Genomic DNA, 23,139 nt, shown 5'->3' on the forward strand with positions numbered 1-23,139 from the left:
GGCGTGTCAGGCATTACATCTCCGGGTTGTGGCAGACGACGCAAAGCTTATGCCCTTCCGGATTTCTAAAATAGGCCCCGTAGTAATTTTCATGGTATTCAAAAATTAATTAATTTGCAACTTATGTCTTTTATGCAAAATCCTAACTCGCAGAGTAGCGTTGCACCACCCCATGAATAGGGGCGCCACTTTTAATCCAGCGACTGCCCAATTAAAAAACATAAAAAAAAGCCCGGTCAACTGACCGGGCGGCATGACTGCACTATGTGCTGCAGTGGGGATCAGCCAGGCTGGGCTGCCTGTCTTTCAAACGTCAGCGCGCCATTTTTGGCATCGATACGAATCACGTCCTTTGGACCGAACTTGCCTTCCAGGATCATTTTCGACAACGGATTCTCGATCTCCTGCTGGATCGCGCGCTTGAGGGGCCGGGCGCCATACACCGGGTCGAAGCCGGCCTCGGCAATCTTCTGCAGCGCTTCTTCCGTCAGATCCATTGCCATTTCCATCTTCGCCAGGCGTTTTTCCAGGATGCCCAGCTGGATCCGGGCAATCGCCCCGATGTTCTTTTCATCAAGGGCATGGAACACCACGATCTCGTCGATGCGGTTGATGAATTCCGGGCGGAAATGCCCCTTTACCTCCGCCATCACCGCCAGCTTGACGAGTTGCGGATCGCTGTCTTCCATCGACTGGATCTTGTGCGAGCCCAGGTTGGACGTCATCACCACCACGGTATTCTTGAAATCCACCGTGCGGCCCTGGCCATCGGTCATGCGGCCATCGTCGAGCACCTGCAGCAGCACATTGAAGACGTCCGGATGGGCCTTCTCGATTTCGTCCAGCAGGATCACGCTGTAAGGCTTGCGTCGCACCGCTTCCGTCAGGTAGCCGCCTTCCTCGTAACCGACATAGCCCGGCGGCGCGCCGATCAGGCGCGCGACCGAATGCTTTTCCATGAATTCACTCATGTCGATGCGGATCAGCGATTCCTCGGTGTCGAACAGGAAGGATGCCAGCGCCTTGCACAGCTCGGTCTTGCCCACACCCGTGGGGCCCAGGAACATGAAGGAGCCGTACGGCCGGCTAGGGTCGCCTAACCCGGCGCGGGAGCGGCGGATGGCATCGGATACGACGCCGATGGCTTCGTTCTGGCCGACCACGCGCTTGTGCAATTCATCTTCCATGTGCACCAGCTTGTCGCGCTCGCCCTGCATCATCTTGGATACCGGGATACCGGTGGCGCGCGATACCACCTCGGCGATTTCCTCGGCGCCGACCTGGGTGCGCAAGAGCCGGTTGGCGGGCGCCTTGGTTTCGCCGCTGTCGGCCTGTTTCAACTGCGCTTCCAGCTGCGGCAGCTGGCCATACTGCAGCTCGGACATCTTTTGCCAGTCGCCCTTGCGCTTGGCTTCTTCCATCTGCAGGCGCACCTTCTCGATTTCTTCCTTGATGTGGGTGCTACCCTGCACAGCGGATTTTTCCGCCTTCCAGATTTCTTCCAGGTCGGCGTATTCGCGCTCGAGCTTGACGATTTCATCCTCGATCAGCGCCAGGCGCTTTTGCGAAGCTTCGTCCTTTTCCTTCTTCACCGCCTCGCGCTCAATCTTCAGCTGGATTATCCGGCGGTCGAGCCGGTCCATGACTTCCGGCTTGGAATCGATCTCGATCTTGATCTTGGACGCTGCTTCATCGATCAGGTCGATCGCCTTGTCCGGCAGGAAGCGGTCGGTGATGTAGCGATGCGAAAGTTCCGCGGCGGCAACGATGGCCGGGTCGGTGATGTCGACGCCATGGTGCACCTCGTATTTTTCCTGCAGGCCGCGCAGGATGGCAATGGTGGCTTCCACGCTCGGCTCGTCCACCAGGATCTTCTGGAAGCGGCGCTCCAGCGCGGCATCCTTCTCGATGTACTTGCGGTACTCGTCCAGGGTGGTTGCGCCAACGCAGTGCAGCTCGCCGCGCGCCAGCGCGGGCTTGAGCATATTGCCGGCATCCATGGCGCCTTCGGCCTTGCCGGCGCCTACCATGGTATGGAGCTCGTCGATGAAGACGATAGTCTGGCCTTCATCCTGGGCCAGTTCCTTCAGCACGGATTTTAAGCGCTCCTCGAATTCGCCACGGTATTTGGCGCCGGCCAGCAATGCGGCCATGTCCAGTGAGAGAACACGCTTGGATTTCAGGCTGTCAGGGACTTCGCCATTGACGATGCGCTGCGCCAGGCCTTCGACGATGGCAGTCTTGCCCACGCCTGGCTCGCCGATCAGAACCGGGTTGTTCTTGGTGCGGCGCTGCAAGACCTGGATGGCGCGGCGGATTTCATCGTCGCGGCCGATCACCGGGTCGAGCTTGCCCATGCGGGCACGCTCGGTCAGGTCGAGGGTATATTTCTTCAAGGCCTCGCGCTGGCCTTCGCTTTCCTGGGAGTTGACGCTGCCGCCGCCGCGCACGGCATCGATGGCCGCTTCCAGCGCTTTGCGCGTCAAGCCATTTTCGCGCGCCAGCTTGCCGGCGTCGGACTTGTCTTCGGTCAAACCGATCAGGATCATTTCGCTGGCGATGAACTGGTCGCCGCGCTTTTGCGCTTCCTTGTCGGCCAAGTTCAAGAGGGAGCCCAGTTCACGCCCGACCTGGACCTCGCCGCCGGTGCCGGAGACTTTCGGCAAACGCTCCAGCGAACCCTTCAGGGCATTGGAGAGCCCGCCGACATTGACACCGGCGCGCTGCAGCAAGGAGCGCGCGCTGCTGTCGTCCTGGCTCAGCAAGGCCACCAGCAGGTGGACCGGCTCGATGTACGGATTATCGTTGCCGACCGCCTGGCTTTGGGCGTCGGCCAGAGCTTCCTGCAACTTGGTTGTCAATTTATCTAGGCGCATGTTTTACACTCCCGAAATCATTAGTTGCCTGCTAATTGGGGGTGGATGAACGCTTTTCAAGCAAGAATTCGCTTTGGCGCCATTTTAGTGCCCGGTGGAATCCCCACGACGACCAGCCTCGAACAGGAACCAGGCGCGCTGTTCGGCTTCATCGATCCAGCCTTCGAGCAGGCTGGCGCTGGCGATATCCCCGCCCTCGTCGCAGACGCTGTGGACAGCGCGCAGACGCATCACCAGTTGCCGGTTGTCATCGGCCAGTTCGGCCAGCATGTCACCCGGCTCGACATAACCTGCGTCATTGTCGAGCACGCGCTGGGTACGGGCGATATGGCCGATCGATTTCAGCGTCGGCTGGCCGAGTTTGCGGATGCGCTCGGCAATGGGGTCGGTCATGGCGAACAGTTCGACGGCCTGTTCGTCCAGCAGCAGATGGTAATCGCGGAAATGCGGCCCGCTCATGTGCCAGTGAAAATTCTTGGTTTTCATGTAGAGCGCAAAAACATCGGCGAGGATGCCGTTCATTGCCCCGGCGATATCACGGGTTGCCTCTGCCTTCAGGTCGGTGGGGGTAGCAAGCTGGGGACGGATCCGGGGCTCGCTCCCGGCAGTTGCGGCATCGCTTTTCTTCATGGCACGGCTCCTCGGCAGTCGGGACTGAAGATTGGATGCGCAAGCCGGCACGTGGTTCGTAAGTCAGGCCAAGATGACCTGAATCAATTGGGCAGCTCAGGCGAACAGCGCCCGGTAACTGGCATAGCCGGCAATGCACAGGACCAGCGACCCGGCGACGTGCAGCGCGGTATGCGCCAGCGCCCAGAAGTAATCGCCATTCTGCAGCAGCGTCATGGATTCGGCTGAAAACGTTGAAAATGTCGTCAGGCCGCCCAGGAAACCGGTCACGATCAGCAGGCGCCACTCGGGCGAGAGCAGCGGATGGCTCTGGAAAAATGCCAGGAAAATGCCGATCAGGTAGGCGCCGCCAAGGTTGGCTGCGACTGTACCCAGTGGCAACTGGTTGTGCCAGCCGTGCAGCACCAGCGCCAGCCCCCAGCGCAGCCAGGCGCCCACGGCTGCCCCGACGCCAATCGCCAGCCAGCTCATGGCGGCCCGTCCTGCGCCGGCACGCCTGCGGCGCCGGGACCGGGCAAGGCTGCCAACGGCCCCCACTTCGCCAGCGCTTCGTCATCGGCGGTGCGCGCATCGACCCAGCGCGCGCCTTGCGGGGTCTGTTCCTTTTTCCAGAACGGCGCCTGGGTCTTGAGGTAATCCATGATGAATTCGCAGGCGGCAAACGCCTCGCCGCGATGCTTTGCAGTGACTGCCACAAGCACGATCTGCTCCAGCGGCTGCATGAGGCCGACGCGGTGGATCACCAGGGCATCGACGAGCTCCCAGCGCGCGCGCGCCTGGCCGACGATGGCCTGCAGCGCCTTTTCCGTCATGCCGGGGTAATGTTCCAGCTCCATGGCGGCGACGCGCTCGCCCTCGTTCATGTCGCGCACGGTGCCCACAAAGGCCACCACGGCGCCGACCTGCGGCTGGTTGGCGCGCAGCCGGGCGACTTCCGCGCCCAGGTCGAAGTCTTCAGTCTGGATGCGGATGGGCATGGCTAGCCTCCCGTCACGGGTGGAAAGAAGGCGACTTCGCCGCCTTCCGCAACGGCTGTTGCGGCGCCCGTCATCTGGTGGTTGTAGGCCATGCGCAAGGCGCGGCCCTCGGCCAGCACTTCCGTCCACACCCCGCCGCGCTGGCGCAGGTAATCGCGCACCTCGCCGACAGTGCGCACATCGGCGGGCAGGACAATGTCTTCCCCGGCACTGCCAAGGGCTTCGCGCACGCTGGCGAAAAAGCGGAGCTGGATATTCATGGCTACGAGTTTAATACAGCAATTCGGCAAAGGAAATGAACCGCACGCTATCGCCCGGCGCAATGGTCTGCCCTGCCGGGTTATCCACCAGGCCATCGCCCCACGCCGTCGACGTCAATACCGCCGAGCCCTGGTTGGGGAAGAGGTCGAGGCCGCCGGCGGCATTGCGCTTCACACGCAGGAATTCGTTGCGGCGGTCCGCCTTGGGCCAGGCAAAGTCGGCGCGCATGGCGCAAGACTTCGGCGCAACCTCCGTAACGCCTTGCAGGCGCAGCACGAAAGGCCGCACGAACAGCAGGAAGGTGACGAAGCTCGACACCGGGTTGCCGGGCAAGCCCAGGAAAAAAGCGGCGTCAGTGCGATCGGCTGCATTTGCAGCGCCTGCAGCACCGGCACGGAATACCTCGCCGAACGCCAGTGGCTTGCCGGGCTTCATGGCGATCTGCCACAGGTCGAGGCGGCCTTCCGCCTCCACCGCCGGTTTCACATGGTCTTCCTCGCCGACCGAGACACCACCGGAGGTGATGATCAGGTCGTGGCCGGCGGCCGCGGTGCGCAAGGTGTCGCGCGTGGCTTGCAGGGAATCGGGCACGATGCCGTAATCGGTGATGTCGCAGCCGAGGTTTTCCAGCAGGCCGCGCAACAGGAAGCGGTTGGAATTGTAGATGGCGCCGGGTTTCAGCGCGTCGCCGGGCATCGCCAGCTCGTCGCCGGTAAAGAAAACTGCTACCCGCAAACGGCGCACTACCGGCAAACTGGCCAGGCCGACCGACGCCGCCAGGCCCAGTTCCTGCGCGCGCAGGCGGGTGCCGGCGTCAAGGATGGTGCTGCCGGCCCGAATGTCTTCGCCGCGCCGGCGGATCCACTCGCCTGCCGCCGGGGCATGCCGCACCGTGACCCAGTCGCCGTCGGCCTGCTGCGCGGCCTCGCACATTTCCTGCATGACGACTGCGTCGGCCCCAACGGGAATCATGGCCCCGGTAAAGATGCGCGCTGCCGTGCCCGTCGCCAGGGCCTGCCCGACGTGACCCGCGGGAATGCGCTGCGCCACGTTCAGGCGCACGCCGGAAGCAGCAGCCGCGCTGGCGCAATCGGCCGCGCGCACCGCATAGCCATCCATCTGGCTATTGTCCATCGGCGGCACGTCCAGTCCCGAGGCTTGCGCGATGGCCAGGGTGCGGCCATTGGCTTGCAGGGTCGGCAGGACCTCCGTCTCGCTGACCGGACGAGCGGCAGCGAGCATGCGCGCGAGCGCTTCGGCCACGCTCAGCATGGGGGCCTTGCCGCCCGCCTGTCCAGCCGCGGCCATCGCTTACAGCCCCGTGTGTTCGGCGATGTACTGCTTGACCTGCGCCACATCCGCCTTCATGACCTGGAAGCGCTGCGGCAAGGTTTCGATATTTTCGAAGCCGGCCGGACGCTCGGCGTCGCGTCCCAGCGCTTCGCGGATGGTTTCATTGAACTTGGCCGGCAAGGCGGTTTCCAGGACGATCATGGGTACGCCCGGCGTCAGGTGCTCGCGCGCGACCTTGACGCCGTCGGCGGTATGGGTGTCGATGGTGATGCCGTATTTTTCATGGACGTCGCGGATGGTCGCCAGGCGGTCGGCGTGCACCGACTTCCCGGACAGGAAGCCATATTGCGCCACCCTGGCAAATTCGTCGCCATCGCTGCCCGGCTTGCCCGAGAGGTCGAAGCCGCCCTCGGTCTCGACTTTCCTGAACAGGGCCGCCAGGCGGGTGCTGTCGCGGCCAAGCAAGTCAAAGACGAAACGCTCGAAATTCGACGCCTTGCTGATATCCATGCTCGGGCTGGATGTGTGGTAAGTCTCGGCCGACTTGCGCACGCGGTAGACACCGGTGCGGAAGAATTCGTCGAGCACGTCGTTTTCATTGGTGGCCGCCACCAGCTTATCGATCGGCAAGCCCATCATGCGGGCGATATGGCCGGCGCAGATATTGCCAAAGTTGCCCGACGGCACCGTGAACGACACCTTCTGGTCGTTGCTGGTGGTCGCCGCCAGGTAGCCGCGGAAGTAATACACCACTTGCGCCACCACGCGCGCCCAGTTGATCGAGTTGACGGTACCGATCTTCTGGCGATTCTTGTATTCCAGGTCGTTGGACACGGCCTTGACCATGTCCTGGCAATCGTCGAACACGCCTTCGACGGCAATGTTGAAGATGTTGGGGTCTTGCAGGCTGAACATCTGCGCAGTCTGGAACGCGCTCATCTTCTTGTGCGGCGACAGCATGAAGACGCGGATGCCGCGCTTGCCGCGCATGGCATATTCCGCCGCGCTGCCGGTGTCGCCGGATGTCGCGCCGAAGATATTCAGTTCGGCATGCTGCTGGTCCAGGGCGTATTCAAAGAGGTTGCCCAGCAATTGCATCGCCATGTCCTTGAAGGCCAGGGTCGGGCCATTCGACAGGGCTTGCAGCACCAGCTTGTTGCCATCCTTTTGCTCCAGCACATGCAGCGGCGTGACCTGCGCGGAATCGTCGCCGGCGCGGGCGTTGCGGTACACCTCGGCCGTATAGGTCTTGTGCACCAGCGCCTTCAGGTCGCTTTCCGGAATATCGGTGGCGAATTTCTTCAGCACCTCGAAGGCCAGGTCGGCATAGGACAGCTTGCGCCAGGCATCGAGCTCCGCACCCGACACTTGCGGGTAATCGGTGGGCAGGTACAGGCCGCCGTCAGGCGCCAGGCCCCCGAGCAGGATTTGGGAAAAATTTTGCGCAGGCGATTGGCCGCGGGTCGAAATATATTGCATAAATGGACAGGTTGGTTATGCGGCCGCCCGCATCAAAATCAGGATAAATACCAGGATCAAACGGGCATGGCGACGCTGCAAACCACCATTATAACTTTGTCGCCCCCAGGATGAAATTTCAGCTTTGCAGGATGCCCAGTTCGCGCCCGGCCTGGGCAAAGGCGGCCAGCGCCAGGTCAAGCTGCTTCCGGGTATGCGCCGCCGACAGTTGCACGCGCACGCGCGCCTGCCCCAGTGGCACCACTGGGTAAAAAAAGCCCGTCACCAGCACGCCAAGGGCGTACAGGCGCTGCGCAAACTGCTGCGCCAGCGGCGCCTCGAACAGCATGACCGGCACGATCGGGTGCTTGCCCGGCTTGACCGTAAAACCCAGGGCAGTGACGCCGGCGCGGAAATATGCCGTATTGGCATGCAGGCGGTCGCGCAATTCGCCAGAAGCCGCCAGGCGCTGCAGCACCGACAGGGAAGCCCCGGCAATCATCGGCGCCAGCGTATTGGAAAACAGGTAGGGCCGCGACTTTTGCCGCAGGGTCTGGACCACTTCGCGGCGCGCCGCGACAAAGCCGCCCATGGCGCCACCGAGGGCCTTGCCCAGCGTGCCCGTGATGATATCGATGCGTCCCATCACCTGGTGCAGTTCATGCGTGCCGCGCCCGGTCGGACCGATGAAGCCGGTGGCATGGCTGTCATCGACCATCACCAGCGCGCCGTAACGCCCGGCGAGGTCGCAGATGCGGTCAAGCTGCGCGATGGTGCCATCCATCGAAAAAACCCCGTCGGTGACGATGATGCGGTGGCGGCTGCCGGCCGCCGCCTGCAGCTGCGCTTCCAGGTCCGCCATGTCGTCGTGCCGGTAGCGAAAGCGTTGCGCGCGGCACAGCCTGATGCCATCGATGATCGAGGCATGGTTCAGGGCATCGGAAATGATGGCATCGTGCTCGTCGAACAGCGGCTCGAATACGCCGCCGTTGGCATCGAAGGCAGCGGCAAAGAGGATCGCGTCCTCTATGCCGAGAAATTGCGCCAGGGCGGATTCGAGCTGCTTGTGCACGGTCTGGGTGCCGCAAATGAAACGCACCGACGACAGGCCGTAGCCGTATTGCCCGACGGCGTCGATGGCGGCTTGCGCCATGTCCGCGTCGCCGGACAGGCCGAGGTAATTGTTGGCGCACAGGTTGACGAGCAACTTGCCGTCGTCGCAGGTGACCTGTGCGCCCTGGCGCGAGGCAAGGATGCGCTCGGGCTTGTAGAGGCCGGCGTCGCGCAGCCGGCCAAGCTCGTCATCAAGGCGGGAATGGAAAGCCTGTCTTGCGTCGTCTGCCGTCATGACATGCCCTCCCCTGCCGCGCCGGAACCGGTCAGCCCAGCTCTTCGAGCCTGATGCGGGTGATGCCGGAAGCCACGGTCTGCAGGCTCTCGATGCGGGCGATGGCTGCGTCGATATTCTTTTCCTGGGTCTGGTGCGTCAGCAGGATGATATCGGTGCGGGTCTCGCCTTCCGCCGGTTCCTTTTGCAGCATGGCGTCGATGGAAATGCCCGCATCGGCCAGGATGCGCGTCACGTCGGCCAGTACGCCCGGGCGGTCGGCCACGTTCAGGCGCAGGTAATAGCTGCTGGTGACTTCGGCAATCGGCAGGATCGGCAGGTCCGACATGGCATCCGGCTGGAACGCCAGGTGCGGCACGCGGTGCTCCGGATCGGCGGTTGCCAGGCGGGCGATGTCGACCAGGTCGGCAATCACGGCCGAAGCGGTCGGCTCGGCGCCGGCGCCCTTGCCGTAGTAGAGCGTGGCGCCGACGGCGTCGCCATGCACCAGCACGGCATTCATGGCGCCTTCGACATTGGCGATCAGGCGCTTGGCCGGGATCAGGGTCGGATGCACGCGCAGTTCGATCCCCATCGGGGTGCGGCGGGCAATGCCCAGGAGCTTGATGCGGTAGCCGAGCTGCTCGGCATACTGGATGTCGATACCCTGCAGCTTGGTGATGCCTTCCACATAGGCCTTGTCGAACTGCACCGGGATGCCGAAGGCGATCGACGCCATCAGGGTGGCCTTGTGGGCGGCATCGATGCCTTCGATATCGAAGGTCGGATCGGCTTCGGCGTAGCCGAGGGCTTGCGCCTGCTTCAGCACGACGTCGAAGTCGAGGCCCTTGTCGCGCATTTCGGACAGGATGAAGTTGGTGGTGCCGTTGATGATGCCGGCGATCCACTGGATGCGGTTGGCGGTCAGGCCTTCGCGCAGGGCCTTGATGATCGGGATGCCGCCGGCAACCGCGGCCTCGAAGGCGACCATCACGTTCTTTTCCTGGGCAGCCTTGAAGATTTCGGTGCCGTGCACGGCCAGCAGCGCCTTGTTGGCGGTGACCACGTGCTTGCCGTTGGCGATGGCCTTCAGGACCAGGTCCTTGGCGATGCCGTAGCCGCCGATCAGCTCGACGACGATATCGATCTCGGGATTGTTCACCACGAGATTGGCGTCGCTGACGACTTCGGCTTCGCCGTTGGTCAGTTCGCGCGCGCGCTCGGTGTTGAGGTCGGCGACCATGGCGATTTCAATGCCGCGGCCGGCGCGGCGGGTGATTTCTTCCTGGTTGCGCTTCAAGACGTTGAAAGTGCCGGAGCCAACGGTGCCGATGCCGAGCAAGCCTACTTTGATTGGTTTCATGTATCTGGTTCTAATAGTGAAAATGGATGAAATCAGGACTTGCCGTGGCGCCTGCGGTAACCGTCGAGGAAGCGCGCGATGCGCGACATCGCATCGCCCAGGTCATCGATATTGGGCAGGAATACGACGCGGAAGTGATCCGGCGTCGGGCAATTGAAGCCGGTGCCCTGGACAATCAGCACGCGTTCCTCGGCCAGCAGTTCATAGGCGAATTGCTGGTCGTCGGTGATCGGGTACATCTTCGGATCGAGCCTGGGGAACATGTACAGGGCCGACTTCGGCTTGACGCAGGTCACGCCGGGAATATCGGTCAGCATCTTGTGGGCGAGATCGCGCTGGCGCGTCAGGCGGCCGCCCGGCGCCACCAGGTCATCGATGCTCTGGTAACCGCCCAGCGCGGTCTGGATGGCATACTGGCCCGGCACGTTGGCGCACAGGCGCATCGAGGACAGCATGTTCAGGCCCTCGATATAGTCGCGCGCATGCTTCTTCTCGCCCGACACCACCATCCAGCCGGAGCGGAAACCGCAGGAACGGTAATTCTTCGACAGGCCGTTGAAGGTGATGCACAGCACGTCGTCGGCCAGCGAGGCCAGCGAGGTATGGGTATTGCCGTCGTACAGCACCTTGTCATAGATTTCATCGGCAAACACGATCAGCTGGTGCTGGCGCGCCACTTCGATGATCTGTTCCAGCACCTCGACCGGGTACAGCGCACCGGTGGGGTTGTTGGGGTTGATGACAACGATGGCCTTGGTATTGCTGTTGATCTTTTTCTTGATGTCGTCGATATCCGGCGTCCAGTCGGCCTGCTCGTCGCAGACATAGTGCACCGGGGTGCCGCCGGACAGGCTGACAGCCGCTGTCCACAGCGGGTAATCCGGCGCCGGCACCAGGACCTGGTCGCCGCTGTTCAGGAGCGCATTGACCGCCATGACGATCAGTTCGGATGCGCCATTGCCCAGGTAAATGTCGTCGATGGTGACACCGGCAATCTTCTTTTCCTGGGTGTAGTGCATCACCGACTTGCGCGGCGCGAACAGGCCCTTCGAATCCGTGTAACCGGACGAATTGGCCATATTGCGGATCATGTCCTGGACGATCTCGTCGGGCGCATCGAAGCCGAAGGCGGCGAGGTTGCCGATGTTGAGCTTGATGATCTTCTGCCCTTCATCTTCCATTTTCCGGGCTTTTTCCAGCACCGGGCCGCGGATGTCGTAACAGACTTCATCCAGTTTTTTCGATTTCCGAATCGGTTGCACAGCTGCCATTCCTTGAGAATTCTACCAGCGCCCATGTTGCGGCGCGAAAAACATCCATTGTGCCGAAAGCGCCCGTATTTATCAATGACAAGCGCTTAACAGCATGGCATGGACGCCCTGATAACGGCAGCCCGGGCGGCAAAGGCCGGAATGACGAGGTAAAATAATCCCATGAAGCTCCACTCCACCGACACCCGCCAATACCAGACCATTACCGCCTATGACGAAAGCGGCGTGGAAATCAATGCTGTTTATTTCCGCCACAGCCTGGTCGTGATGCCGGAAAATGCCCCGCAAGCCTGGCCAGCCACCTCTTTCGAGGCGCTCGCCGCGGCGCATTTTGACACGATCAATGCCGCCAATCCCGATGTCGTGATCCTTGGCACCGGCGAACGCCAGCGTTTTATCCATCCCCGGCTGATTTCCTCCCTGACGGCGCGCCGCGTGGGCGTCGAATGCATGGATAACAAGGCTGCCTGCCGCACTTATAATATCCTGATGGCGGAAGGCCGCCGGGTGGCGCTCGCCCTGATCATCGAAGGCGGGCAAAACGTCAGCCCGGATTGATTGGCGACTTTGCAATTGAAAGGCTTGAAACCCGGAAATCTGCCCCCATATCGCCCTTGATAAAAGCCTCCCCTGCCCTTTATGGGCTGCAGACGACTACCATCAGGAGATCCCCCGTGGCAGAAAGCCCATCCGCCCTCACGCTGAGCGTCCCCGAGTTTTCCGCGCCGATGACCGGCCAGCAAACCTTTACCCTGTCCAGTTACCGTGGCAAGACCCTGGTGCTGTTTTTCTATCCGAAAGACAATACGCCCGGATGCACGGCAGAAAGCCTGCGTTTCCGCGATCTCTATCCACAATTCCAGGCAGCCAATACCGAAATTTTCGGCATCAGCCGTGACAGCATCCGCTCGCATGACAATTTCAAGGGCAAGCTGGAAATGCCTTTCGAACTGATTTCCGACCCGGACGAGGCCGTTTGCGCGCTCTTCAACGTCATGAAACAGAAAATGATGTATGGCAAACAGGTGCGCGGTATTGAACGCAGCACATTTATTATTGACGCCGCCGGCAAATTGGTGAAAGAATGGCGTGGAGTGAAAGTCCCCGGACATGTGGACGCAGTACTGGAGTATGTCAAAACGCTTGCCTGATCCGTATGTTATTGCGCTGACTCTTTGAAACCGAAAATCTCTCACCTTCCGAAAGCCGTTCCCGGAGTTGGCGCCAGCCCTCCGAAACGGCTTTTTTGCTTCATGATCCGATGTTTTTCATCATGGCTTGTCCCACGCCATTCCCGAAGTGGTCTTTTTCCAACGTTTGAAGTGAGGTCTTGATGCCCCTGCCCAAATTGCCGGCCAAACCCGCAAGCCTGTTATCTCCGAAGGATTATCCAAAACTGGAAAAAGGCAAGCCAGCAAAACCGCTGGCCCTTGTAGAAACTCCCGCGATACAAGCAGTCCCCGCCACCAAGGCGCCTGTCGCCCGCAGCAAAGCGCCTGCAGCAGAAAAACCCCGCGCCACACCTCAGCAGAAGTCAGTCGACACCCGCATCAAGTCGGCGGCCAGCCGCGCCGGCGACAAGCTTGGCGTGACCAAGCTGTTCGTGCTCGACACCAACGTGCTCATGCACGACCCGACCTCGCTGTTCCGCTTCGAAGAGCATGACGTCTACCTGCCGATGGTGACGCTGGAAGAACTCGACAACCACAAGAAAGGCATGTCGGAAGTCGCCCGCAATGCGCGCCAGGTATCGCGCTACCTGGATGCCCTGGTCAGCGGCACCAGCGAGCACGAGATCGAACACGGCATTCCGCTCGCCAAGCTGGGCAACAAGGACGCCAAAGGTTGCCTGTTCTTCCAGACCAAGCTGCAGGGCGGCGAATTGCCGGAAAGCCTGCCGATCGGCAAGGGCGACAACCAGATCCTTGCCGTGATCCGCGCGCTGGAAGCCGAATACCCGGCCCGCCCGATCGTGCTGGTGTCGAAAGACATCAACATGCGCATCAAGGCGCGCGCCTTGGGCCTGCCGGCCGAAGAATACTTCAATGACCACGTGCTGGAAGATACCGACCTGCTCTACTCCGGTGTCATGCAGTTGCCGGACGACTTCTGGAGCAAGCACGCCAAGGGCATGGAATCCTGGCAGGAAAACAAGCAAGGCGCCAGCGCGACGTTCTACCGCCTGACCGGCCCGCTCGTGCCTTCCATGCTGGTCAACCAGTTCGTCTTCCTCGAACCGAAGAATGGCGAAGCCTCCTTCTACGGCCAGGTCAAGCAGATCAACGGCAAGACCGCCGTGATCCAGACCCTGCGCGATTACGGCCATGCCAAGAACAATGTCTGGGGCATCACGGCGCGCAACCGCGAGCAGAATTACGCCCTCAACCTCCTGATGAACCCGGAGTGCGACTTCGTCACGCTGCTGGGCCAGGCCGGTACCGGCAAGACCCTGCTGGCGCTCGCCGCCGGCCTGGCGCAGGTGCTGGAAACCAAGCTGTATAACGAAATCATCGTCACCCGCGTCACTGTTCCGGTGGGCGAGGATATCGGCTTCCTGCCTGGCACCGAGGAAGAAAAGATGTCGCCGTGGATGGGCGCCTTCGACGACAACCTCGAAGTCTTGAACAAGTCGGATTCCGACGCCGGCGAATGGGGGCGCGCGGCCACGCAAGACCTGATCCGCTCGCGCATCAAGATCAAGTCGCTCAATTTCATGCGTGGACGCACTTTCGTCAACAAGTTCCTGATCATCGACGAAGCGCAAAACCTGACGCCCAAGCAGATGAAGACGCTCGTTACGCGCGCCGGTCCCGGCACCAAGATCATTTGCCTGGGCAACATCGCGCAGATCGATACGCCTTACCTGACCGAGGGGTCGAGCGGCCTGACCTATGTGGTGGACCGCTTCAAGGGCTGGCAGCATGGCGGCCATATCACCCTGGCGCGCGGTGAACGCTCGCGCCTGGCGGACTTCGCCAGCGACGTGCTGTAAGTACTGGCCAATCCCCGCCCCGCAGGCGACTGCGGGCGCAAAAAAGCCTGCTCCATGGAGCAGGCTTTTTATTTGGCGCGGGCGCTATTGCGTATGGGCGGAACGGCTGAGGCGCAAACGATCCTGCAACGCTTCAGCCAGGCGCAAGGCGGCAGCCGGCGATGCAGCCAGAAACAGTTCCGGCTCGATCAGCTCAAGTTCCATGATGGCAGGCTTGCCGTCGACCTGCACCAGGTCGACCCGGGCATAAGTAGTGGGTTCCGGCGTCAAGGCAAGCGCGGCGACTGCAATGTCGAGCTGGTCCTGGCCCGGGGAATACGCATGGACGGTGCCGCCATACATGTCCTGGACGCGAAAATCGCCCTCTTTCGGCTGTTTTCGCACCGCATGCGAATAGCGGCCATCAAAGAAAACCAGCGATGCCTCGCCGGTCATGGCGACACTGGCAACATAGGGCTGCACCAATACATCGCCGGCATCCACCAGCGCTTGCAGGTGAACGGCACAACCGGTGTCGGCGGCACGGGCACGCAGCGCGCCGATGGCGCCAATCGAGACAGCCGGCTTGACCACCACCTCGTCCCAGCCCGTTTGCTGCAGGCGCTCGCGGCCATTGCGGCAGCCCCGCTCAAGCCAGAGCGTCGGCACGGTCGGGATGCCCCGCTTCGCCAGCTGCCGCAGATAAGACTTGTGGCTGTTCCACTCGAGGTCCCGATAAGGGTTGACGAGCTGCGTCAGCGTGCTGACGCGTCTCGCCCAGGCCAGAAATTCCGGCAGGCGCCTGAAATAGTCCCAGGGGGTCCGTACCAGCACGAGCGGATAGCCGGCCCAGTCTTCGGGCGCATCCCAGGGCAGCACCACGGCCTCGATGCCGAGCGGCGCCAGCGCCGCGACCAGCAGATGGGTTTCCGGGTCCGGCTTGGCCATCTCGGCGCCGGTCACAAGGGCAATGCGTGCAGAAGCAGTAGCTGGCATGGTTTGATAACAACACGTAAAAAGGGGTTTGCCCGACTTCGCAAACCCCTGGACATGGGCGGCTCTGACTTATTGAACCTGAATGCCCCTGGCCTTGGCCAGCGTCAGCGCCGTATCCTCGATCATATCCTCCTGGCCGCCGACCATGCCGCGCCGGCCCATTTCGACCAGGATCTCGCGCGCCGGCACACCGTACTTCTTTTCGGCGCGCTTGGCAAACAGCAGGAACGAGCCATACACGCCGGCGTAGCCCAGCGTCAGCGCGTCGCGGTCGAGGCGGATCGGGAAGTCCATGATCGGCACGACCAGGTCTTCGGCCACGTCCTGGATCTTGAAGACGTCGACCCCGGTCTCGATGCCCATCAGGTCGGCCACCGCCACCAGCACCTCCATCGGCGTGTTGCCGGCGCCGGCGCCCAGGCCAGCCGCCGCCGCATCGATGCGGGTGGCGCCAACTTCGATGGCGGCGATGCTGTTGGCCACGCCCATCGCCAGGTTGTGATGGCCGTGGAAGCCGAGCTCGGTTTCCGGCTTGAGCGCCTGGCGCACCGCGCCGAGCTTTTCCTTGACGTCGCCGGGCAGCATGTGGCCGGCCGAGTCGGTGATGTAAATGCAGTTGGCGCCGTAGCTCTCCATCAGCTTCGCCTGGGTGACCAAGCCCTCGGCGCTGTTCATGTGGCTCATCATCAGAAAGCCGACCGTGTCCATGCCCAGCTTGCGAGCCATGGCAATGTGCTGTTCGGAGACATCGGCCTCGGTGCAGTGCGTGGCGACACGAATCGTCGAAACGCCCAGCTCGTGCGCCATCTTCAGGTGATCGACGGTGCCGATGCCCGGCAACAGCAGCGCCGACACCTTGGCCTGCTTCATCAGCGGGATCACTGCGCCGAGATATTCCTCGTCCGTATGGGAGGGGAAGCCGTAGTTGACCGAACTGCCGCCCAGCCCGTCGCCGTGGGTGACCTCGATCAGCGGGATGCCGGCGGCATCCAGGCCGCTGGCGATGGTCTTCATTTGTTCCAGCGTGATCAGGTGGCGCTTGGGGTGCATGCCGTCACGCAGCGTCATGTCGTGCAGACGGATTTTCTTGCCTTTGATAGTCATGGTTGAGTCCTTGTTCAGTCGGCCAGGGGTTCGAGCTTGAGCGAACCGGCCAGGATTGCTTCGGCGAACATTTCCGCGGTGCGCGCGGCAGCGGCCGTCATGATGTCGAGGTTGCCGGCGTACTTGGGCAGGTAATCGCCCAGGCCTTCGACCTCCAGGTAGACCGAGACGCGCTTGCCGTCGAACACCGGGCCGTTGACCAGCTTGTAGCCAGGCACATACTTCTGCACCTCGCCGATCATGTCGTGGATCGACCTGGTGATCGCTGCCTGGTCGGGCTCGCCCTCGGTCAGGCAGTGCACGGTGTCGCGCATGATCATCGGCGGCTCTGCCGGGTTGACGATGATGATGGCCTTGCCCTTCTTGGCACCGCCGACCTTCTCGACTGCGCCGGCGGTGGTACGGGTGAATTCATCGATGTTCTTGCGCGTGCCGGGGCCGACCGAGCGGCTGGAGACGGTAGCGACGATCTCGCCGTACGCCACCGGCTGCACGCGCGAGATCGCGGCGACCATCGGGATCGTCGCCTGGCCGCCGCAGGTAACCATGTTGACATTCATCGCGCGCTGGCCGACTTGCTCCTTCAGGTTGACCGGGGGTACGCAAAACGGTCCGATTGCTGCAGGCGTGAGATCGATCATCATCACGCCGAGGGCGTTGAGCTTGCGGCTGTTTTCGGCATGGACATAGGCGCTGGTGGCGTCGAAGGCGATCTGTACGCCATCGGCCTTGACGTGTTCCAGCAGTCCGTCGACGCCTTCAGCGGTGGTCTTGATGCCGAGTTCGCGGGCGCGCTTGAGACCGTCGGATTCAGGGTCGATGCCGACCATCCATACGGGTTCGAGCACCGGACTGCGCAGCAGCTTGGCCAGGAGGTCGGTGCCGATGTTGCCGGGGCCGATCAGGGCACATTTAATTTTTTGCATGTTTCAGTTCCTTTGTTCAGGGGGATCAGACGATGCCCGTCATGTAGAACAGGGCGATCGTGAAGCCTGCCATCACGGTCTTGATACAGGTAATGGCAAAGATGTCGCCATACGACTGGCGGTGCGTCAGGCCGGTCACCGTCAGCAAGGTAATCACCGCACCATTGTGCGGCAGGGTATCCATGCCGCCGCTGGCCATCGAGGCAATGCGGTGGAAGACCTCGAGCGGAATGTTGGCGGCGTGCGCGGCAGCGATGAAGTTATCCGCCATCGCCCCAAGCGCGATGCTCAGGCCGCCGATCGCCGAACCGGTCAGCCCGGCCAGGACGGTGATCGAAACCGCTTCATTGATCAGCGGATTGGGAATCGCGCGCAGGGTTTCGGCAACGATGATAAATCCCGGCAAAGCGGCCATCACGGCGCCATAGCCGTATTCCGAGGCGCTGTTCATGACAGCCAGCAGGGCGCCATTGATCGCCTGTTTGCTGCCTGCGCTAAATTTCGGCAAGACCGTTTTATAGCTGGTGAGGATGACGGTAACGATGCCGGCAATCAGCGCCAGTTCAACCGCCCAGATCGTCGAGTTGCTGGCGATCGTCACCGGAATCGGCTTGGCGAGGCCGGCCAAGGTGATGGTGTAGGTCGCGTCGCCATAGAGCTGGGGAATCATCTTCCCAAATAGATAATTCAGGCCGAACACCATCGCCAGGGGCAGCAAGGCGATCCACGTATTGGGCAGCTTTTCATCGGGGTTGGGTGCTGCCGGCTCGTGGATGTGATTGTCGCCATAGCCTTCGCCCAGGGCGGCAGCCTTGCGGCGGCGCGAGTCGAGATAAAACATGCCGGTGGCGAAAATCATCAAACCGCCAATGGTCCCCAGCCAGGGCGCAGCCCAGGTATCGGTGTGGAAGAATGTGGTCGGGATGATGTTCTGCACCTGCGGACTGCCGGGGAAGGAGTCCATGGTGAAGGTAAAGGCGCCGAGAGCGATGGTGCCTGGAATCAAGCGCTTCGGAATATTACCTTGCCTAAACATCTCTGCCGCGAACGGATAGACGGCGAAGACCACGACGTTGAGGGATACGCCGCCATAAGTCAGCAGGGCGCAGGTGATCACGATGACCAGCTGGGCGCGTTTGCTGCCCAGCAAGTTGATCACGGCGGCGCTGATCGCTTTCGAATTCCCGGAGAGTTCGATCACCTTGCCGAAAACGGCGCCCAGCAAAAATATCGGCAGGAAGTTCTTGACGAAGGTGACCAGCTTTTCCATGAAGATGGCGCCGTAAACCGGGCCAATCGCAGCCGGATCGATGAACAGCACCGCGCCAAGCGCAGCGAGGGGGGCAAAGAGTATGACGCTGAACCCCCGATACGCCATGATGACGAGGAAGGTGAGCGAAAGGACAATGACTAGTACATCCATGTTGCGTGTGTCTCCTGAATTCTCATGTTTTTAGAATTGGCCATTGCGAACCGGGGCTGCCTTGCCGATGCAAAAAAACAGCCTGTCGCTGCCGCGATTCTAGGGAGTGCGTTAAAACAAGGTAATTGGGGGAAGCCCTAGCTAGGGTTAACCCGTACAGGCGTACATGGGCGTCATTAAGGAAATACGCATCCTTCGGGCAGGACACAATCGGGCCATCCTGGCGTATCGTATACGGATGAAAAATCGCAATACGCTCATCACGAAGCCGCCGGCCGGCGAGCGGCAATTTCTGCCGCGGCTGCGGCTGGATATCCATACGCGGCTCTTGCTGGTCGGCCTGGTCAGCCTGCTGGGTTTCATCGCCCTGAGCGGCATCGCGATGCAATCGATGCGGCAACAGATGATCGAGGATCGGGTGATGAAGATCCGCCACATGACGGAAGTCGCCCAGAAGATCCTGCAATGGCAGTATCAGCGCTTCCAGCGCGGGGAAATCGATGAGGCCAGCGCCAGGAAGGCCGCCTTGAATGAGCTGCGGGCGCTGCGATACGGTAAAAACGAATACTTTTTCGTCGACGATTTCAATTGCATTTCCATACTGTTGCCGCCTTTCCCGCAGTGGGAAGGCCGTGATTTCACAAATGAAGTCGATAGCAACGGCCACTACTTCGTGCAAACACAGCGCGACACGGCGCTGGCTGGCGGCGGCACCATCTATTACAAGTTTCCCAAGGAAGGCAGTCTCAAGAGCGTGGACAAGGCGGCCTACGTGCTGCCTTTCATGCCCTGGAAATGGCTGGTCGGCACCGGCATCTATCTCGACGACGTCGACCAGGAAATCCGCGACATCCGGATCCGGCTGCTGACCGGCTTTGGCGTCGTTGCGCTGATTGCCGGGTTATTGCTGGCCCTGATCGCCAGTGGGATCACGCGCCCCCTCAAACGCCTGACCGAGGTCATACACCGCCTGACAGACCGCGATTACACCGCGACCATTGAAGGCAAGGAACGCACCGACGAGATTGGCGACATTGCCCGCGCCCTCGAACTCTTCAAGCGGACTGGCCAGGAATTTACAGCGCTGCAACTGGAGCTGCGGCAGAAGGAGGCGGCCGCCAGCGAGGAGCGCGCCGCCTGGCTGGAGCAGCAACGGGAAAGCGCGATCCGCCTGGAACAGTCATCGCGCCTGATTACCGTTGGCGAACTGGCAACCAGCCTGGCACATGAACTGAACCAACCCCTGGCCGCGATCACGAACTACTGTCGTGGCTGCGTCACTTTGCTGGAAGAAGGCAAGGCGGATCGGCAAACCATGCTCGAACCGATGCGCAAGGCAACCGAACAAGCCATCCGGGCAGCCAAAATCGTCACCCGCATCCGGACCTACCTGCGGCGCAGCGAGCCGAGCCGGGCCCCGCTGGATCTGCGGGCGATCATTGCCGAAATCGTGGAACTGGCCAAATTCGATATCCAGCATCAGGACGTGCGCATCCACCTCGAAATTTCCCCTTCCCTGCCGCCGATCCTGGCGGACCGGATCATGATCCAGCAGGTGGTCCTCAACCTCATCCGCAACGGCATCTCAGCCATGCAGGGCGATGGCAGACATGGCAGGGAATTGACCATCGTCACCATCTGCAGCGGCGCATTCGTCGAGACGCAGGTGATCGACCAGGGAACCGGCATCGACGAGGAGCACAGGGAAAAGATTTTCACACCGTTCTTTACGACCAAGTCGAACGGCATGGGGATGGGCCTCAACATCTGCCGCACCATCATCGAACTGCACGGCGGGCGCCTGTGGGCCAGCGCCAACCCGGCGGGCGGCGCCATTTTCCACTTCACTCTTCCTCTCCAAGAAGCGCAGACATGACTATCCTGGACGATGTGCAATACACCATCTATGTCGTTGACGACGACGACGCTTTCCGGGAATCGCTTGTCTGGCTGCTGGAGTCCCATGCTTACCAGACTCAGGCTTTTGCGTCGGCCGAAGACTTCCTGGGCATTTGCGACCAGGTGCTGTTCGGCTGCCTGCTGGTGGATATGCGCATGCCTGGCGCCAGCGGCCTGGAACTCCACGACCGGCTGAGTAGCGGCGGCATCCAGATCCCCACCATCGTCATGAGCGGCCATGGCGATCTCGACATGGCCGTCTCGGCTTTTCGCAAAGGCGTCGTCGACTTCCTGCAAAAACCGCTCGACGACCGCTATCTGCTATCGCGCATCGACCATTGCATTGCCACGGAAAAGGAAAACAAGCGGCGCCTGCAGAGCCATGAGAATGTCGCGCGCCGCCTCGCCAGCCTGACGCTGCGGGAGAAAGAGGTGTTCGACTGCATATTGCAGGGGATGCTCAACAAGCAGATCGCCGACCGGCTGGGAATCAGCATCAAGACAGTCGAAGTGCATCGCAGTCACGTCATGAAAAAAATCGACGCCACATCCGTCATGGAACTTGTCAAATTCAGCCTCGCCGCCGGCGGCAAGTGATGATGCCGGACGGATTGGCCGGACGCCGGACCGCGCGATCGTCGATGCGAAATCGCCGCGATCCGGCCTGAGGGAATCAAAGGATCAGCGTGCCGATCCACCAGGCCACTGCCGCCATGAAAGCCGAAGCGGGGATCGTGAAGATCCAGGCCCAGACAATATTGCCCGCAACGCCCCAGCGCACCGCCGACATCTTCTTGGCTGAACCGACGCCGACGATGGCGCCGGTGATGGTGTGCGTGGTGGATACCGGAACGCCCAGCGCAGTCGCCAGGAACAAGGTCATGGCGCCGCCGGTCTCGGCGCAGAAACCGCCCACGGGTTTGAGCTTCGTGATCTTCTGCCCCATGGTCTTGACGATACGCCAGCCGCCAAACAGGGTACCCAGGCCGATTGCCACGTAACAGCTGGCGATGACCCACATCGGCAGCGCCTCGTCGGCGGTGGTGACGCCTGCGGCGATCAGCAGCATCCAGATGATGCCCATGGTCTTTTGCGCATCATTGCCGCCATGGCCCAGGCTGTACATCGAAGCCGAGACCAGCTGCAGGCGGCGAAACCACTTGTCCACCTTGCCGGGGGTGCTGCGCACGAACAGCCATGACACCAATATCATCATTATCGTGCCGAAGAGGAATCCCAATAGCGGCGAGAGCACGATGAAGGCGATGGTCTTGACCAGCCCGGAACCGATCAGCGAACCGGTGCCGGCCTTGGCAACTGCGGCGCCCACCAGGCCGCCGATCAGGGCGTGCGACGACGACGATGGAATGCCGTAGTACCAGGTCAGCGCATTCCAGGCGATGGCGCCGACCAAAGCGCCGAAGACGACGTAATGGTCCACCACCATCGGGTCGATGGTCCCCTTGCCGACAGTGCCAGCCACCTTCAGCTGGAAAATGAAAATTGCGACAAAATTGAAGAACGCCGCCAGCATGACAGCGTTCTGGGGCTTGAGCACGCCGGTCGAAACGACTGTCGCGATGGCATTGGCGGCATCGTGGAAGCCGTTCATGAAATCGAACAGCAGCGCCAGCAGGATCAAAAAGCCCAGGACGTAGATACTGATGTGTAGAGTCTGCATGGGTCTCTACCGCTTAAGCGTTTTCGACGATGATCGCCTGGAGGATATTGGCCACGTCCTCGCAGCGGTCGGTGACCGTTTCCAGGATTTCGTAGATCGCCTTGTACTTGATCAGGTTGCGCACGTCCGGCTCCTCGCGGAACAGCTTGGACATGGCGGCGCGGAAGACATGGTCGGCGTCGGCTTCAAGGCGGTCGATCTCGGTGCAGATCTCGAGAACCTGGCGCGAATTGTCCATGTTGTGCAGCAGGCCGACCGCCAGCTTGACCTTTTCCGTCGACGCCAGGCACAGCTCGGCCAGGCGCTGGGCTTCCGGCGTGGTGTTCTTGATATCGTACAGCGACACGGTCTGCGCGGCGTCTTCCAGCAAGTCCAGGATATCGTCCATGCGCACGATCAGGCGATGGATATCGTCACGGTCCAGTGGCGTGATGAAAGTCTTGTGCAGCATGTCGATGGTGATGTGAGTCACCTTGTCGGCCTGCTTTTCAATGCTTTCGATCGCGTGCACGCGATGTTCCAGGTTGTCGAAATTGGTCATCATCGCCACCATTTCGGCGGCGCCCTTGACGCACAATTCCGCGTGCTGGTTGAAGTAATCAAAGAACTTGCCTTCTGTAGGCATCAATCGTCCGAACATGCTTGCTCTCTCTTCCGAAATAATTGTTTTATAAATTATCGAT

The 23,139-nt window shown here is 61.4% G+C and carries 21 protein-coding genes and 1 pseudogene; 5 read left to right on the forward strand and 17 right to left on the reverse strand.

What is annotated here, in order from left to right:
* Positions 1-13: 13 nt before the first annotated feature.
* From EKL02_RS18590 to EKL02_RS13125, 11 genes and pseudogenes are all read right to left on the reverse strand, one after another.
* Positions 14-100, reverse strand: a pseudogene (locus EKL02_RS18590) (VOC family protein); the annotation flags it as partial.
* 181 nt (positions 101-281) lie between these two features.
* Entirely contained in the window at positions 282-2,876 is a 2,595-nt protein-coding gene (gene clpB / locus EKL02_RS13080; protein ID WP_128902456.1) for an ATP-dependent chaperone ClpB, read from the reverse strand.
* Positions 2,877-2,960: 84 nt separating this feature from the next.
* Positions 2,961-3,506 (reverse strand): DNA starvation/stationary phase protection protein, encoded by a 546-nt coding sequence (locus EKL02_RS13085; protein ID WP_128902457.1) that lies wholly within the window; start codon positions 3,504-3,506, stop codon positions 2,961-2,963.
* Positions 3,507-3,602: 96 nt separating this feature from the next.
* Positions 3,603-3,977, reverse strand: a complete 375-nt coding sequence (gene crcB, locus EKL02_RS13090; RefSeq protein WP_128902458.1) for a fluoride efflux transporter CrcB — start codon at positions 3,975-3,977, stop codon at positions 3,603-3,605.
* Positions 3,974-4,483 (reverse strand): molybdopterin synthase catalytic subunit MoaE, encoded by a 510-nt coding sequence (gene moaE / locus EKL02_RS13095; protein WP_128902459.1) that lies wholly within the window; start codon positions 4,481-4,483, stop codon positions 3,974-3,976. The genes crcB and moaE overlap by 4 nt, the downstream gene beginning before the upstream one ends.
* A gap of 2 nt (positions 4,484-4,485) precedes the next feature.
* A complete protein-coding gene (moaD, locus tag EKL02_RS13100) occupies positions 4,486-4,743 on the reverse strand; it encodes a molybdopterin converting factor subunit 1 (protein WP_128902460.1) in 258 nt (85 codons plus the stop codon).
* Positions 4,744-4,753: 10 nt separating this feature from the next.
* Positions 4,754-6,016 carry a gephyrin-like molybdotransferase Glp gene (glp, locus tag EKL02_RS13105; RefSeq protein WP_128903499.1) on the reverse strand — a complete coding sequence of 421 codons (1,263 nt, stop codon included), beginning with the start codon at positions 6,014-6,016 and terminating at the stop codon, positions 4,754-4,756.
* Positions 6,017-6,055: 39 nt separating this feature from the next.
* On the reverse strand, positions 6,056-7,516 hold the full coding sequence (thrC, locus tag EKL02_RS13110) for a threonine synthase (protein ID WP_128902461.1): 1,461 nt from the start codon (positions 7,514-7,516) through the stop codon (positions 6,056-6,058).
* Between the two features lie 118 nt (positions 7,517-7,634).
* A complete protein-coding gene (gene kbl / locus EKL02_RS13115) occupies positions 7,635-8,843 on the reverse strand; it encodes a glycine C-acetyltransferase (RefSeq protein ID WP_128902462.1) in 1,209 nt (402 codons plus the stop codon).
* A gap of 31 nt (positions 8,844-8,874) precedes the next feature.
* On the reverse strand, positions 8,875-10,185 hold the full coding sequence (locus EKL02_RS13120; RefSeq protein WP_128902463.1) for a homoserine dehydrogenase: 1,311 nt from the start codon (positions 10,183-10,185) through the stop codon (positions 8,875-8,877).
* 32 nt (positions 10,186-10,217) lie between these two features.
* Positions 10,218-11,447, reverse strand: a complete 1,230-nt coding sequence (locus tag EKL02_RS13125) for a pyridoxal phosphate-dependent aminotransferase (protein WP_128902464.1) — start codon at positions 11,445-11,447, stop codon at positions 10,218-10,220.
* A 171-nt stretch (positions 11,448-11,618) separates the two neighbouring features.
* Here EKL02_RS13125 and EKL02_RS13130 point away from each other — a divergent pair, with 171 nt between their 5' ends.
* From EKL02_RS13130 to EKL02_RS13140, 3 genes are all read left to right on the forward strand, one after another.
* On the forward strand, positions 11,619-12,014 hold the full coding sequence (locus EKL02_RS13130; protein WP_128902465.1) for an Mth938-like domain-containing protein: 396 nt from the start codon (positions 11,619-11,621) through the stop codon (positions 12,012-12,014).
* Positions 12,015-12,130: 116 nt separating this feature from the next.
* The gene (locus EKL02_RS13135) at positions 12,131-12,607 is read left to right on the forward strand and encodes a peroxiredoxin (protein ID WP_128902466.1); all 477 of its coding nucleotides are present in this window, start codon (positions 12,131-12,133) and stop codon (positions 12,605-12,607) included.
* 182 nt (positions 12,608-12,789) lie between these two features.
* A complete protein-coding gene (locus EKL02_RS13140; protein WP_206732391.1) occupies positions 12,790-14,448 on the forward strand; it encodes a PhoH family protein in 1,659 nt (552 codons plus the stop codon).
* A gap of 84 nt (positions 14,449-14,532) precedes the next feature.
* Here EKL02_RS13140 and EKL02_RS13145 read toward each other — a convergent pair whose 3' ends face one another.
* From EKL02_RS13145 to EKL02_RS13160, 4 genes are all read right to left on the reverse strand, one after another.
* Positions 14,533-15,423, reverse strand: a complete 891-nt coding sequence (locus tag EKL02_RS13145) for a hypothetical protein (RefSeq protein ID WP_206732392.1) — start codon at positions 15,421-15,423, stop codon at positions 14,533-14,535.
* Positions 15,424-15,492: 69 nt separating this feature from the next.
* Positions 15,493-16,527: a 4-hydroxy-2-oxovalerate aldolase gene (gene dmpG / locus EKL02_RS13150; RefSeq protein ID WP_128902467.1), complete on the reverse strand. Its 1,035-nt coding sequence runs from the start codon at positions 16,525-16,527 to the stop codon at positions 15,493-15,495.
* Positions 16,528-16,541: 14 nt separating this feature from the next.
* A complete protein-coding gene (locus EKL02_RS13155) occupies positions 16,542-17,453 on the reverse strand; it encodes an acetaldehyde dehydrogenase (acetylating) (protein ID WP_128902468.1) in 912 nt (303 codons plus the stop codon).
* Between the two features lie 25 nt (positions 17,454-17,478).
* Positions 17,479-18,876: a GntP family permease gene (locus EKL02_RS13160; RefSeq protein ID WP_128902469.1), complete on the reverse strand. Its 1,398-nt coding sequence runs from the start codon at positions 18,874-18,876 to the stop codon at positions 17,479-17,481.
* A 238-nt stretch (positions 18,877-19,114) separates the two neighbouring features.
* Here EKL02_RS13160 and EKL02_RS13165 point away from each other — a divergent pair, with 238 nt between their 5' ends.
* A complete protein-coding gene (locus EKL02_RS13165; RefSeq protein ID WP_164932020.1) occupies positions 19,115-20,752 on the forward strand; it encodes a cache domain-containing protein in 1,638 nt (545 codons plus the stop codon).
* A complete protein-coding gene (locus EKL02_RS13170) occupies positions 20,749-21,372 on the forward strand; it encodes a response regulator (RefSeq protein ID WP_128902471.1) in 624 nt (207 codons plus the stop codon). The genes EKL02_RS13165 and EKL02_RS13170 overlap by 4 nt, the downstream gene beginning before the upstream one ends.
* 76 nt (positions 21,373-21,448) lie before the next feature.
* On the opposite strand, the gene EKL02_RS13175 is transcribed toward EKL02_RS13170, so the two are convergent.
* Together EKL02_RS13175 and EKL02_RS13180 are read right to left on the reverse strand one after the other, a co-directional pair.
* Positions 21,449-22,456 (reverse strand): inorganic phosphate transporter, encoded by a 1,008-nt coding sequence (locus EKL02_RS13175; RefSeq protein ID WP_128902472.1) that lies wholly within the window; start codon positions 22,454-22,456, stop codon positions 21,449-21,451.
* A 13-nt stretch (positions 22,457-22,469) separates the two neighbouring features.
* The gene (locus tag EKL02_RS13180) at positions 22,470-23,096 is read right to left on the reverse strand and encodes a DUF47 domain-containing protein (protein WP_128902473.1); all 627 of its coding nucleotides are present in this window, start codon (positions 23,094-23,096) and stop codon (positions 22,470-22,472) included.
* Positions 23,097-23,139: the final 43 nt, after the last annotated feature.

The organism is Janthinobacterium sp. 17J80-10, from assembly GCF_004114795.1.
Lineage (GTDB): Bacteria > Pseudomonadota > Gammaproteobacteria > Burkholderiales > Burkholderiaceae_D > Paucimonas.